General features: G+C 51.7%; 14 protein-coding genes. 8 read left to right on the top strand and 6 right to left on the bottom strand.

The window, feature by feature from the left end:
* The first annotated feature begins 131 nt into the window (after positions 1-131).
* The 7 genes from IMCC21906_RS01320 to IMCC21906_RS01290 all read left to right on the top strand — a co-directional run bounded on the left by IMCC21906_RS01320 (position 132) and on the right by IMCC21906_RS01290 (position 7,904).
* Positions 132-1,772: a hypothetical protein gene (locus IMCC21906_RS01320; protein ID WP_047010658.1), complete on the top strand. Its 1,641-nt coding sequence runs from the start codon at positions 132-134 to the stop codon at positions 1,770-1,772.
* 118 nt (positions 1,773-1,890) lie between these two features.
* The gene (locus tag IMCC21906_RS01315) at positions 1,891-2,979 is read left to right on the top strand and encodes a sensor histidine kinase (protein ID WP_156165958.1); all 1,089 of its coding nucleotides are present in this window, start codon (positions 1,891-1,893) and stop codon (positions 2,977-2,979) included.
* The gene (locus tag IMCC21906_RS01310; protein ID WP_047010657.1) at positions 2,976-3,743 is read left to right on the top strand and encodes a LytTR family DNA-binding domain-containing protein; all 768 of its coding nucleotides are present in this window, start codon (positions 2,976-2,978) and stop codon (positions 3,741-3,743) included. Before IMCC21906_RS01315 ends, IMCC21906_RS01310 begins: the two co-directional genes overlap by 4 nt.
* Positions 3,744-3,810: 67 nt before the next feature.
* A complete protein-coding gene (gene hemC, locus IMCC21906_RS01305) occupies positions 3,811-4,761 on the top strand; it encodes a hydroxymethylbilane synthase (RefSeq protein WP_047010656.1) in 951 nt (316 codons plus the stop codon).
* Entirely contained in the window at positions 4,739-5,536 is a 798-nt protein-coding gene (locus tag IMCC21906_RS01300) for a uroporphyrinogen-III synthase (RefSeq protein WP_052763298.1), read from the top strand. The genes hemC and IMCC21906_RS01300 overlap by 23 nt, the downstream gene beginning before the upstream one ends.
* On the top strand, positions 5,536-6,690 hold the full coding sequence (locus IMCC21906_RS01295) for a uroporphyrinogen-III C-methyltransferase (RefSeq protein ID WP_047010655.1): 1,155 nt from the start codon (positions 5,536-5,538) through the stop codon (positions 6,688-6,690). The genes IMCC21906_RS01300 and IMCC21906_RS01295 overlap by 1 nt, the downstream gene beginning before the upstream one ends.
* Complete coding sequence (locus IMCC21906_RS01290) at positions 6,687-7,904, top strand: heme biosynthesis HemY N-terminal domain-containing protein (protein ID WP_047010654.1); 1,218 nt, start codon at positions 6,687-6,689, stop codon at positions 7,902-7,904. The genes IMCC21906_RS01295 and IMCC21906_RS01290 overlap by 4 nt, the downstream gene beginning before the upstream one ends.
* Positions 7,905-7,921: 17 nt before the next feature.
* On the opposite strand, the gene IMCC21906_RS01285 is transcribed toward IMCC21906_RS01290, so the two are convergent.
* Positions 7,922-8,287 (bottom strand): hypothetical protein, encoded by a 366-nt coding sequence (locus IMCC21906_RS01285; RefSeq protein WP_047010653.1) that lies wholly within the window; start codon positions 8,285-8,287, stop codon positions 7,922-7,924.
* A 171-nt stretch (positions 8,288-8,458) separates the two neighbouring features.
* On the opposite strand from IMCC21906_RS01285, the gene IMCC21906_RS01280 reads away from it, so the two are divergent.
* Positions 8,459-8,767 (top strand): tetratricopeptide repeat protein, encoded by a 309-nt coding sequence (locus IMCC21906_RS01280; RefSeq protein ID WP_047010652.1) that lies wholly within the window; start codon positions 8,459-8,461, stop codon positions 8,765-8,767.
* Positions 8,768-8,789: 22 nt separating this feature from the next.
* On the opposite strand, the gene IMCC21906_RS01275 is transcribed toward IMCC21906_RS01280, so the two are convergent.
* The 5 genes from IMCC21906_RS01275 to IMCC21906_RS01250 form a co-directional block, all read right to left on the bottom strand.
* Positions 8,790-9,530 carry a siderophore-interacting protein gene (locus IMCC21906_RS01275; RefSeq protein WP_047010651.1) on the bottom strand — a complete coding sequence of 247 codons (741 nt, stop codon included), beginning with the start codon at positions 9,528-9,530 and terminating at the stop codon, positions 8,790-8,792.
* Positions 9,523-9,984 (bottom strand): MarR family winged helix-turn-helix transcriptional regulator, encoded by a 462-nt coding sequence (locus tag IMCC21906_RS01270; RefSeq protein ID WP_047010650.1) that lies wholly within the window; start codon positions 9,982-9,984, stop codon positions 9,523-9,525. Before IMCC21906_RS01270 ends, IMCC21906_RS01275 begins: the two co-directional genes overlap by 8 nt.
* Before the next feature lie 218 nt (positions 9,985-10,202).
* The gene (locus IMCC21906_RS16545) at positions 10,203-10,994 is read right to left on the bottom strand and encodes an OmpP1/FadL family transporter (RefSeq protein WP_369795837.1); all 792 of its coding nucleotides are present in this window, start codon (positions 10,992-10,994) and stop codon (positions 10,203-10,205) included.
* Positions 10,995-11,221: 227 nt separating this feature from the next.
* The gene (locus IMCC21906_RS01255) at positions 11,222-11,524 is read right to left on the bottom strand and encodes a hypothetical protein (protein ID WP_047010647.1); all 303 of its coding nucleotides are present in this window, start codon (positions 11,522-11,524) and stop codon (positions 11,222-11,224) included.
* A 113-nt stretch (positions 11,525-11,637) separates the two neighbouring features.
* Positions 11,638-12,690 (bottom strand): AraC family transcriptional regulator, encoded by a 1,053-nt coding sequence (locus tag IMCC21906_RS01250; protein ID WP_047010646.1) that lies wholly within the window; start codon positions 12,688-12,690, stop codon positions 11,638-11,640.
* Between the last annotated feature and the right edge of the window lie 22 nt (positions 12,691-12,712).

Here is a 12,712-nt window from a genome sequence, read left to right as displayed (position 1 = left end):
AAGGGCGGCATTATAGCAGTAATGGATGCCATGCGTTGAGAGGGTGGAATAAGTTTGGGCCAGCGTCACATCGCTGTCATACCTTGCCTCGATACTTGCCATTGATTTTGTGTCGAAGAGTAAGGACCGGTATGAACGAGGTACACGCGCCAAGAGCAAGGTTAGTGGAATTGCTCTGGCAGCTTAAGCAGACCTATGACAAACACGGCGATGGTGGCGTGCGTTATGTGCATTTTAGTACCTTGCTCAAAGACACGGGTTATCGACGAGAATTAATCGATCAGGCCGTGATTAGCGGTAACCCAGAGATTCGGGAGTTGGGCCAACGTCTGCGGCAATTGAATATAGAGGGCGAGCTCACCCAAAGTTATAGCAGTGCTGCAGCGCGGCCGGTGTTTAATCCGGATATTGCCGAAACAATGGTGGCGGCATCGCCTGCTGATATAGAGAAAAAACCGGGGCCCCGTCCGGTTGTTTTGGGTGCGGGTTTATTGATCTTGCTGGGCATTGTTTCGGCGTTGATGTACCAATTTTTTTGGGCGGCGGATACCAGAACCGAAGTGGTTAGCGGCTCTATTTACGGCGACCAGTATTGGGGCAGTGATAAAACCTGGTTGCTTGATGGCATTGTCTATGTAGAAGCCGGTGCACGGCTGACTATCGAGGCTGGTGCCGTCGTGGCTGGTCGGGCAGGCAGTGCGCTGGTGGTGACCCGTGACGCCACTATTCTGGCCCGAGGCAGCGCCAATGCCCCGGTGATTTTTACCAGTGCTAAAGATACCGGCAGCCGCAGTGCGGGTGATTGGGGTGGCTTGGTGTTGCTGGGCGCAGCGCCAGTGAACGCCCGATACGCACAGATAGAAGGTGTACCCGCCAGTGATAGCCGAGGCGCATTTGGTGGGGGCAGTGCAGAAGATAGCTGCGGTGTGTTGGAGTTTGTGCGCATTGAGTACGCGGGCTTTGAGGTCTACGCCAATAATGAGCTCAATGGCCTAACGCTGGGTGGCTGCGGGAGTAATACCATTGTCAGAAATGTGCAGGTGCATCGCGCATTGGACGACGGTGTCGAGGTATTTGGTGGCAATGTGGATTTGAAAAATATCATTGTCACTGGTGCCGGTGATGACTCACTGGATTGGGATATGGGGTGGCAGGGCCGGGTACAGCATTTGTTGGTACTGCAATATCCGGGCATGGGTGACAACGGCATTGAAGCAGATAATTTACAGAGCGATCATCTTGCTCAACCACGTTCAGAGCCCGTGTTTTACAATGTCAGCTTGCTGAGTCTGTCCAGCGGAGAAAAATTTCAACGCGCGATGACCTTGCGCCGGGGTACGGCGGGGCATTTTAATAATATGGTGATCAGCGGTTTTTCTGGGGAGGCCATCGATATTAAAGATACCGCCACCAGCGTTAACTTAGGCAACGGCAGTTTGAGTTTTGCGGGTGTATCAATCAGCAATATTGGCGAAGGCGGACGTCGTTATTTTTCTGCGGAGCAAGGCCCGCAAGACGACGACAATGGTTTGGATGAAAGTCGTTATTTCAATGAGCATGCACAGTTGCTGCGGGAGCCGTTATGGCAGCGCAATGCAGAGGCGCTCAATGAAATTAAATTTGATGTGCCTGCAAACTCTGCGTTGGCCCAAGGCGCTGTCGCTATTCCCGAAGGTGAGTTTTGGGATGAAGGTGCAAATTATCAAGGCGCGGTTCGCCCCGGCAGTCAACAGCATTGGTTTGATGGCTGGTCTGACTACAGTTTAAATTAGAACCGAGCGTTTGGGCCGGTCGTAGAGGCGCGGCGACCTGTGTTTGTTTTGCTATTTCGCTTCGATAACGGCCCCGTCCTGCTATCATGCTTTTAACGGCATTGGATGGGCGCGTGATGTGCGACACAGCTCCTCGATAACAAAACAGACTTCGTCAACGTCAGGCTCCAGCGATGAGCTTGGCTGCGCCGTGCCCTTTGTTGGCGATTTGTGTAACGCCACCTCGTTGTTGATGCTAACGCTGCTCTCCGAGTTACTGGCGGTGGCCTATACCGTGTTGTCTTCGGGTGTCGCGGCCTTTAATTTTTTGATTCTCGCCTATGCCTCATTGTTTTTGCTGTGGGCCGCTTTGGGCGGCGCGGCGTTGTTGTGCAGATTAAAACCCGTTTTTAGCAAGCTAAGCATTGCCGCCAGCGCCGGATTTAGTTTTGCCGTTTGTTTGTGCTGGGTGGCCGTGCTCAGTGTCGCCAGTCAATGGCTCATCTCTGTCATGGCCGGGCGGTCCGTCCAGCTGGATTGGTGGTGGATATTAGATACTCTGGTTATGGCGACGATTATTATTGGCATTGGCCTGCGTTATGCTTACCTCAGCCAGCAGTTGCGGCTGCGACAACAGAGCGCCCTCAACGCTCAGCTCGATGCCTTGCAGTCTCGCATTCGTCCACATTTTTTGTTTAATACCTTAAACAGTATCTCCAGTTTGATTGCGATTAATCCCGTTAAAGCCGAAGAGGCGGTGGAAGATTTGGCCAGTTTGTTTCGGGCCAACCTCGGCGGTAGTCAGCGCGTGGTGCCGTGGTCTCAGGAGCGGGAGCTTTGCGAAAGCTATCTGCGTATAGAACAGCATCGCTTGGGCGATCGCCTGCAAATTCAATGGCATGAAGAGGGTGAGCTCAGCGGGGCCAAATTACCCTCGTTGATTTTGCAGCCGCTTTTGGAAAATGCCGTGCTTCATGGCATTCAATGTTTGACAGCAGGTGGTGTGCTAGACGTGCAGGTATCTGCGCGGCCCGATAGGCTAACGGTTGTGGTGAAAAACCCCGTGCCAGAAACCGCGAGCGCAGAAGGCAGTGGTATGGCCAATAACAATATTCGCCAGCGCTTACAGCATGTCTTTGGCGCTGCCGCTTCATTAACGGAGCGTTGTCAAAATAAGGTGTACATCGCTCGCCTCAGCGTACCTATTACAGGCGGAGCCAGTGCATGAGGGTAATGATTGTAGATGACGAGCCACTGGCCCGGCTGCGAATGCAACGCTTGCTTGAGCCGTTGCCACATATTGAGTTGGTGGCAGAAGCTGAAAATGCTCAGCAAGCGTTAGAGCGCTACGCATCGACAAAGCCTGAGCTGTTATTGCTGGATATTGAAATGCCGGGTAAAAACGGCATTGAATTGGCTCAGTTGCTGGCGGCAGAGTCTCCTGCGCCCGCCATTGTTTTTTGCACCGCCTATGACGCCCATGCGATTGCCGCCTTTGAAGCAAAAGCCATTGCCTATCTGCTGAAGCCGGTAAAGGCCCAGCGTTTAACTGAGGTGTTGGCCGCTGCCACCCAACTGAATCGCGCCCAGCTGGCGTCACTGACTCCTGCCACCACTGAGCCTGCTGATTCTGAGCGAATTAATGAACTTGAGTTGGCTGCCACGCAGAAGTTAGAGCTAAGTGCCCGTCAAGGTGGCGGTATACAGCGTTTGGCTTTAGACGCTGTACACTTCTTTTACGCTGATAATAAATACGTTACTGCTGTGTATGGTGGTGGCGAGTTACTGCTGGATGAAAGCCTCAAAGAACTGGAGCAATTATTTGGTGAGCGTTTGCAACGCGTACATCGCAATGCCCTGGTTGTGTGGGCCAGAGTGCAGGGTATGCAGCGGATTACCCAAGGTCGCTACCGGGTTATGATCGAAGGGGTAACGGAAGGTCCCATCATTAGTCGTCGTCATTTGGCGGCTTTTAAAGCTCGGTTGCCGTAACCACGGTTTTATCGACTCCCTTGGCTGGCGTATCATAGGCGGCCCAATGAATAGCAGGATTTAGCATATGCCCCGCCAAACCATCCGCATTGCCACCCGAGAAAGTCTGTTGGCACTGTGGCAGGCCGAATATATTAAAGCAGAGCTGGAAAAGGCCCACTCCGGCTTAACGGTAGAACTGGTGGGTATGACCACCCGTGGCGATCAGCTGCTGGACTCGCCCCTGTCCAAAATTGGCGGTAAGGCGCTATTTGTTAAAGAGCTTGAACAGGCCATGCTCGAAGACCGGGCAGATATTGCCGTGCATTCCATGAAAGATGTGCCGATGGAGTTTCCTGAGGGCTTGGGGTTGGCGGTGATCTGTGAGCGGGAAGATCCTCGTGATGCCTTTGTCAGCAATCACTTTTCGTCAGTACATGATTTGCCCCAAGGCGCCCATGTGGGCACCTCGAGTTTACGTCGTGAGTGTCAGCTGCGCACTTTGCGCCCCGACCTTAAAGTCAGCAGCCTGCGGGGCAATGTGCAAACCCGGCTGCGCAAGTTAGATGAAGGCCAGTTTGATGCCATTGTGCTGGCTGCCGCGGGCTTGATTCGTCTTAAGCTTACCGAGCGTGTTGCCTCATTTATGCCTGTAGACGAAAGTTTACCAGCCTGTGGACAGGGTGCGGTGGGGGTTGAAACCCGCAGCGATGACCACGAGCTGATTGCCATGTTGCAACCCTTGCATCATGCCGATACTGATCGGGACGTGCGGGCAGAGCGGGCCATGAACCGCCGACTGGAAGGGGGCTGCCAAGTGCCCATCGCCGGTTATGCCATTGTCGATCCCAATAATGCCGAGCAGCTTTGGTTGCGTGCCCGAGTAGGGCAGCCCGATGGTAGTCAGCTGTTATTGGCCGAACAGTATGGGCCTTTAGATCAGCCGGAAGCGTTGGGGATTGCGGTAGCCGAAGCCTTAATTGCCCAAGGCGCTGGAGAGATTCTGAAGGCGGTGTATGGCAATCAAAAACCCGCCTGATCTTCGTGGCTTGCGGATTCTGGTCACCCGTCCCCCGGGTCGGGCTGATACTTTGTTACAAGCTTTGGCAGCGGCGGGGGCGGTGTGCAGCCACCTGCCGTTAATGCAGATTGACGCACTGGCAGAGCCGGAGCACCTGGACATTATTCGGCTGACTCGTAGCCGCATAATGGATTTGGATAATTATCGGCGGATTATTTTTATCAGCGTGAATGCGGTGGAATATGGCATGGCGTTGATCGACGAGTTCTGGCCCCAGTGGCCCCAGCGTCTCAGTGCCTATGCTATTGGCGAGGCCACTGCGGCGGCGCTACAACAATGGGGCATTACCTGCCAAAGTGCGGGGGGCGCCATGAATAGCGAAAGCTTGCTTGGCCATAAAGAATTGCAAAACTTAGACCATGACAAGGTATTGATTGTGCGCGGCTTGGGCGGCAGAGAAGCCCTTGCCACTAGCCTTCGCGAGCGTGGCGCGGTTGTGGACTACGCCGAGTGCTATCAGCGCAAAAGCCCGACTTTAGAACATGGCGAATTACACGCATTGCTGGTAAAACAGCAGATAAATGCGGTGTGCTTGAACAGCGGTGAAACCTTGGACTATTTTTATCAGCATTGTCCGCCAACGTCCTGTTCAGAGACTTTGGCACTGGTGTTACCCGGCCAGCGTGTGGCAGGTCTGGCCAGCGAATTGGGCTACACTCGAATAATTCAGGCAGAAAATGCCGGCACGGCAGCGACCCTCGCCGCCCTTGGTAAAATGGATGAGAGAATATAATGAGCGGCGATAAAACAGAACCGGCTACTCCGCCTAGTTCGACAACTCAGAACCCTAGCGCCGAGCAGAAACCCACGCCGGAAGCCAAGCCTGACGCAAAGAAAGGCGGCAACGCGAAAACCGAGAAAAAACCTGGCCGCAAAGGCGGTGGGGGTACGTTATTGTTGGCGCTGTTGGCCTTTATTGTCGCGGTGGTGGCGCTGGCGGCCAGTGCTTGGATGTATCGCGAGCAATATATGTTGCCGCCGCAGGCCGACCCGGCGCTGGCGTCGCTTAAAACCAATCTCTCGCGATTGGATCAGCAGCAGCGCGAGGTGTTAAGCCAGGTGGCTAATCAGCGAGAAGCTCTCTCGCAATTACGCAGCGACCAGCAAAGTCAGCTTGCTCAGCTGCTAAACCGCAGCCAAGCGCTAGAATCCCAGCTAGAAAAACTTGCCACGGTCGATCGCAAGGACTGGTTGATTGCCGAAGCTGAGTATTTGCTGCGTTTGGCCAACCAGCGTCTGCAATTGGGCCGGGATGCCAAATCTGCTGCCCAACTTCTGGCCAGTGCCGATTCGGTATTAAAAGAAATGGACGACGCGGGTTTGCACAAGGTGCGGGCTGAGTTGGCCAAGGAAATTGCCACGTTACAGAATGTGGCCGACTTTGATGTTGAGGGCGTGTACCTCAAGCTAGAGGGTTTGGGCGAGGCGCTGGAAGCCTTGACGTTGTTTACGCCCCCCAGCTATGAGACCGAAAAACCGGTGGCTGAGGACGGTAACTGGCAAGACCGCCTTGCCAGTGGGTTTCGCAGAGCGTGGGAAAAGCTGAGTAGCTATATCCGCATCAGTCATCGCGAAGATAATTTTGAACCAGTGTTAGCGCCAGAGCAGGAAGCCGCTTTGCGTTACAGCCTGCGGCTTATGGTTGAGCAGGCGCAAATGGCCTTGCTTGCCGAGCGTCCGGACTTATATCGTCGTTCCTTGGAGCAGGCGCGGGACTGGCTGAAAAAATACTATCAGCTTGACGATGCGGTAACGGCTCAGCTGGAGCAGCTTGACGCGCTGTTGACGCTACCGCTGACCCGAACAATGCCAGATATTTCTGCGTCATTGTCGGCCTTAAAGGTCTATATTGACAGCCGTCGCTGGCAGCAAGAGGTGCGGGGATGAGCGTATTCTTTGCGGTATTGCTCGTTCTGTTGCTGGCCGCAGGGCTGGCCGCGGCCATTCAGCACGACCCCGGTTATATTCTTATTGCCTACGGTCAAACTACAGTAGAAATGACCCTGTGGGTCGGTATTGCTGCGCTGGTTATCTTACTGATTATTGCCATTGCGCTGTTTATTGGTTTGCGACGGGGGGCGCGACTTTCCGACAGCGTCGGCAATTTTTGGAGTCGACGTCGGTTGCGGCGTGGCCGGAGCAAAACCACGCTGGGTTTAATCGCTTATATAGAAGGCAACTGGGTTAAATCCCGGCGGCTGCTTATTGAAGCCGCTAAAGAAACCGACGCCCCCTTAGTGAATTACCTGCTTGCGGCCAGAGCCAGTCAGGCACTGGGTGAGAGCAAAGCTACTCGCCGTTACCTGGGTTTGGCGGAAGGCAGCAGCTCGCGGGCAGGTATTGCTGTGGAGCTTACCCAGGCGGAGTTATTACTTAAAAATGGCCAGTTGGAAGAAGCGCTGGCTACCTTGACTCGGGTGCGCCGCAATGCCGTTCGTCATCCCTCGGCACTTCGCCTGTTAAAACATGTTTATTTAGGCTTAGAAGACTGGAGTGGTTTGCTGGCGTTAATTCCGGAGTTACGCAAATTTAACGTCTACCCCGAAGACGATATTCAGACCTTGGAGCGCCAAGCCTTGATGGGTGGCCTGGAAAAGGCTGGCCAAAAAGGTGACATTGAGGATCTGCAAAACTGGTGGAAGTCCTTGAGCAAAAACAGCCAGCGAGATCTACCCGTGCTGGCGGCTTACGCTGCAAAATTGCATCAGTTGGGCGAAGACGAGCAAGCGGAGCAATTGCTGCGACAGACCCTTAAAAGCCAGTGGTCTGATGAATTGGTTGCCATCTATGGCAGGCTGCAGGCTAAAGATACCGATAAGCAATTGGCCACTGCCGAATTGTGGCTGCGAGAACATACCGGCAATGCTGAGTTACTGTTGGCGCTGGGCCGTATCAGCTTGCGTAATCAGCTGTGGGGCAAAGCCCGAGAATATTTCGAAACCGCGTATATGAATGGTCGCAGCTATGAGGTGTGCCTTGAACTGGGTCGTTTGTTAAGCAATATGGGCGAGCAAGATCTTGGCAGTCATTACACCCGCGAAGCCGTAGATAATTTTTCCAACGCGCTGCCCGCACTGCCTCAACCACCCAAAAAAGCCTGAGGCTTTCGGCGGCCCGGTTATTCGCAGAGAAAACCGCCGTCGGGGGTGCTGGTGATTTTGATGTCAGGCGAGGCGGGGCACACGGCGTAGTCGTAGCGAAAAATCTGGTGGTGGTAACGAGCTTGCACGCCATCGGCTGCAATCACAAATTCGTGGGTATAAAAGGGATTATCTGCGCTCTTACCTTCGCCACATGTAGCGTCTAACGCGTCTTTATTTGGTGAGCAGTACGCAACTCGAATAGCGTGGCCACATTTGTTGCGCCACAACATCGCATTCTCGTCATTTTTTACGGACAGGCAGCCCATCGCTGAGGGGGCAGCATAGCCGTTGGGGGCGAGAAAAATCAGCAGTGCAATGATCGTTCGTGCGTTAAAGGGCATGGGCTTTACGACTTTCTTATTGGGGCAAGTAAGTGAGCGAGGAAGAATAGTGCAGGTGTTGCGCCTCCTGCAAGGGCTTACGGTGTAAAGCGCGAACTGCGACCATGGTTGATTCGTAAAATGTCAGCCTGGCGTGCGTGGACGTAATCAGTTTTGACGTAGAGGGGACTCATGAATATAGACACATTAGAAGCCATGCTTGCCAAAGGTCAAGACAGCACCATGCTCCGTTTTGGTTTAGGCAAAGCCTATTTAGATGCAAAAGACGTGGCGGCAGCAGCTGAACATTTGCAGCGCTGCGTCGAAATGGATGCCAACTATTCTGCCGCGTGGAAGCTATTGGGTAAGGCTTTGTTAGGGGCAGATAAAAAAGCCGAAGCGAGAACGGCTTGGTTACAAGGTTTGGCTGCCGCCAAAGAAAAAGGCGATAAACAAACCGAGCGGGAAATTGCTGTGTTTCTTAAACGTTTGGAGAAATAAGGCCTTTGCGACCCCCGTTAATCTATTCGTTGAACTCACTGTCTTGCCGTTTGGCTATTTTGTGATTGTCTTCGTTTTGCCCCATTTTCCAGTAGCTAGAAATGTACAGATGGGTTTTAGGGATATTGAGTTGTCGAAAGAAATACCTGAGCGCCCGCATACTGTTGAATTCACAAGCAGCCCAGATAGCGGGTTGTCCTATTAGCCATGGCAGTGTTTGAATCTTTGAAAGGAGAGCCGTATCACTGCGGTTTGAGTGTGGATTAATCACCCAGTGCAATGCAATGTTTTGCGGATGCTCCAGCGGCTGGATGTCGGTCTCACTCAGTACTTCAATCACGGCGTAGCCTATTGCGTTTGGCGGGAGTTGGCTCAGGTTTACGCTAATCGCTGGGAGTGAGGTCATGTCTCCCGCCAGCAAGTACCAGTCGGCATCGTGGTTGATAAGTTTTTTGGGGCCGGGGCCGCCAACTAGAATCCGGTCTCCCGCTTGTGCATGGATTGCCCAAGTTGAAGCGGGTCCGGTTTGGTCGTGCAGGGCAAAGTCGACATCAATCTCTGTGCCGCGTTGGTGTCTGATGGTGTAGGTCCTCATCACCGCGCGTTCGCTATCAGCCTGAGGGAAAATCAGTTTTATATACGCGCTTTCTTGATCTTGGGGGAGTGATGTAAGTGAGTCGCCTCCTAGCGTAATACGGAGCATATGCTCAGTGATTTGGGTGGAGCGAATCACTGAAAGCTCACGTGGTATAGATTTAGCCATTGGCTGTGCCTCCTGTTGATGAGGTGTGGGCTTTACTTGGTTTCTCAAGCATGGCGTTGCTTATACGAACAAATGCTTCCAGGTCTTGGGTATTTAAGTTGCGGGTCATATAAGCCGCAGCTTGCTCTTCAATAGCATCGATTTTTGACAGCATTTTTTGCCCGGCTATTGTCGGGATAAGCAATTGGCTGCGTCGATCACTGGGTTTTTCTGATTTTTCAATAAACCCGGACTGTAGTAACGCATTCAGCACTCGGGTCACCTGCGCTTTATCTTGATTCATTTTATGAGCGATAGACTGTGCGGTACTGTCTGGCAGCCGACAGATGCCTTTTAGTACCCGAATATGATTTATTGGCAGAGAAATCTGATGCTCTTGGATACCGGCACGAAGCTGCTTTTTATAAGTGTGCATGAGTTGATGAAGGGTATCATTCAGTGACGTGATGGGCATGGTTGTCTCGAATATGGTTGATAATGTCAATCATATTTCAGGTGAAAGATTTTGTCAACTAGTTGCATTGGGTTTGCTTTAATTCAATGGCAAAAGTAGAAGGTTTTTAGAGGCGATAGACGCACGCCACTCTCAATCATATTTGAGAGTGGCGTTGGGTAGGGGCGCGGGTTGCAGTAGTTTATGGTTAGCAAGTAAGTTGTATGTGGAGTCGGTGCTTAAAACGCTCTTCGCCAGCCAATATCTACACTGAATAGCTGGTTAGACAAGGTGATTTCCTGACCGGGAAATTGGGGGTTCTCCCCGGTAATATCCTGCTTGGGAATGTAGTTGATGGCCAGGTCCAGGGTGTTTTTCTTATCTAGTACCCAAGAAACACCCGCATTAATTCGCTGATCAAATACGGCAGTGGAGTTGAGGTTATTCAGCACTTGCTGCTGGCTCACTGGTTCTCTGATAACGTCAGACATACCTAAGCGCAGAGTGAGGCGATTATTGTATTGGTAATGTACGCCCAGTTTGATAACCGATAAATCGCTCCAACCAAAACCGGGGCCATTATCATCGCCGTAGCGACCTGGAGCGTTGCCGGCGTTGCCATAGGCGTTGATGTTAGAGAAATAAATACGCTGAAAATCCACTAAAAAATGCAGTTTGTTGGTCGCTTGCCACGCCAAGCCAAATTGAATAAAAGGTGCAATATCTAAGTCGCCTTGCTCGGCTAGCAATCCAGCATATTCTTTGTGTTTTTGCATATACCCACGGGACTGCAGGCTTAATCCTAGACTGAGGCTATCGCTCGCTTGAAGGTTGGCGCCTAACTTTAGTCCGTAACCGAAGCTGCTTGAATGCCCATTGTTGCTGAGTTTATCTGGTCGAGCAGAGGCGGGTGCAAATAGCTGGTAGCCGTTTAGCTCGATGGTTTGGTATATCAGTTCGGGGCTAATACCAATGCTGAGACGATCATTGACTTGGTGAGACCATGTGGGGGCGATAAAAATTTGCGCAATATCCGAACCGGCATCACCAAAACAGAGGTAGCCCTGAGCTGGTGTGCCCGGCGGGCAGCCCGGATTATCAAAGGCTTTGTAGTTAATGTTAATACCGCCATTTCCGTATATCGCCAGGCCAATAGCATTTTTAGCGTCTAGACGCTGGGTTATGGCTCCAAAGGGGATAGGAAATATGCCGTCGATTTCGGCGGGGACATCAGGCTCCGCCTCGCGTTTGCCCGGTGCTAAAGCGAAGGCACCGGGGGCGCGGTAGCGGGATTCACCTCGCTAGCATTGGCTGTTTGCTTGGCAGTTAAAAAGATGGAGCCTACCAGCCATTGGTCTTTTTTCAGTTGCACTGCGCCAGCGGGATTGGTGGCAATAACCATAGCATCTTCTGCAAAGGCGACACCGGCGCCAGAAAGCGCGCGATTATTTGTGCCGGCACCATTGAGGTAACTGCCTAGACCCGCATGAGTAAAATTGCTGGCGGTGCATACGCTAAGAAAGATGAGTGAGTTTACGAGTTCCTTTAAACGCTTCCCCATTACAAGCTCCATTATTATTTTGGTGGCAATGTTGTTTGTATGCGAAATATAAACAACTGCCTTATATCTCGCCAGTAAAGTTTATTTAAACGGTATTTTATTGGCGAGCGAGATTAGGAAATTGTATGTGAGATTGAATGTTGGCGCTTTCGAAATTGTTCGGGTGTCGTGCCGAGCCAGCGTTTAAAAGCCCGTCTAAAGTTTGAGCTGTCGTGGTAATTTAAAAGACTGGCAATAGCGTCGACAGAAAGCTGGGTGTTTAATAAATAGCTTTTTGCGAGGGAGGTCAGCACCTCATCTCTGATTACTCTAAAACTGGTGGCTTCATCGTTGAGCCGTCTAGCAAGGGTTCGCTTACTGACGAACAAGGCGGCAGCAACATCTTGTTCTAACATTTGGTGATTGGGGTCTGATAGTAGTAATCGTCGTACCTGGGTCAGCGTGGTGTGCTGATCTTCTTTAAAATGTTTTAACAGTTCTCTACATTGTTGCAGCGCGTGTTCATAATTGTGATGGTCTGCGGAGACATTAACCGTACTGCCTAATCTGGCTGGAATACGCAACACATTTTCGTGAGCCGCAAACTCAACTGTGCCGGGGTAAAATTTATTATAAAGTTGCTGATAGCCGGGTGCAGGATAGCTCAGCTTGAGCTGACCCTCTGTTAAAGGTCTGCCCAGTATCGATTCGGCAATAGCAAATATCCCTAAACTTAATGCCTCCATTTGCAAACGGTGAACTTTATCGGTGAAGCCAGCACTGACCAGCAGATGACACTCCAGCCATCGATCGGTGCGGTTAATCGTAAACTGGGTGAGGTTCATTCGTACGGGTAAATAATCCTTAAAGGCTTCTAGCGCATCAATCAGCGTGGGACTGCTATTGACCAAAAAACCCAGTGGCCCGTGAGTAGATGGGGTGATTTTTTGCCCGAAGTACAAACCAAAGGCATCGTCACCGGCAATCTCTAAAGCATTATTAAGAATTTGGATTTGCTGTCGACCTGTGAGCAAGGTGTCGTCACGGAGTAATGCCTTGCTGGTAATTCCGGCACCAAACAGCATTCGCCCTAAATTTTTTTCATTTAAGTTGAGTGTCCGGGCGGCGAGCCGAGAGTAGGTTGTGGGGATCGATGGAGTAGTGAGATTTATATCGACATGATCCATTAAAATGCTACTCTTTGTTCTA

This window comes from Spongiibacter sp. IMCC21906 (assembly GCF_001010805.1).
Classification (GTDB): domain Bacteria; phylum Pseudomonadota; class Gammaproteobacteria; order Pseudomonadales; family Spongiibacteraceae; genus Spongiibacter.
The sequence above is the reverse complement of the archived record's forward strand: the minus strand, read 5'-3'. Positions and strand labels throughout refer to the sequence as shown.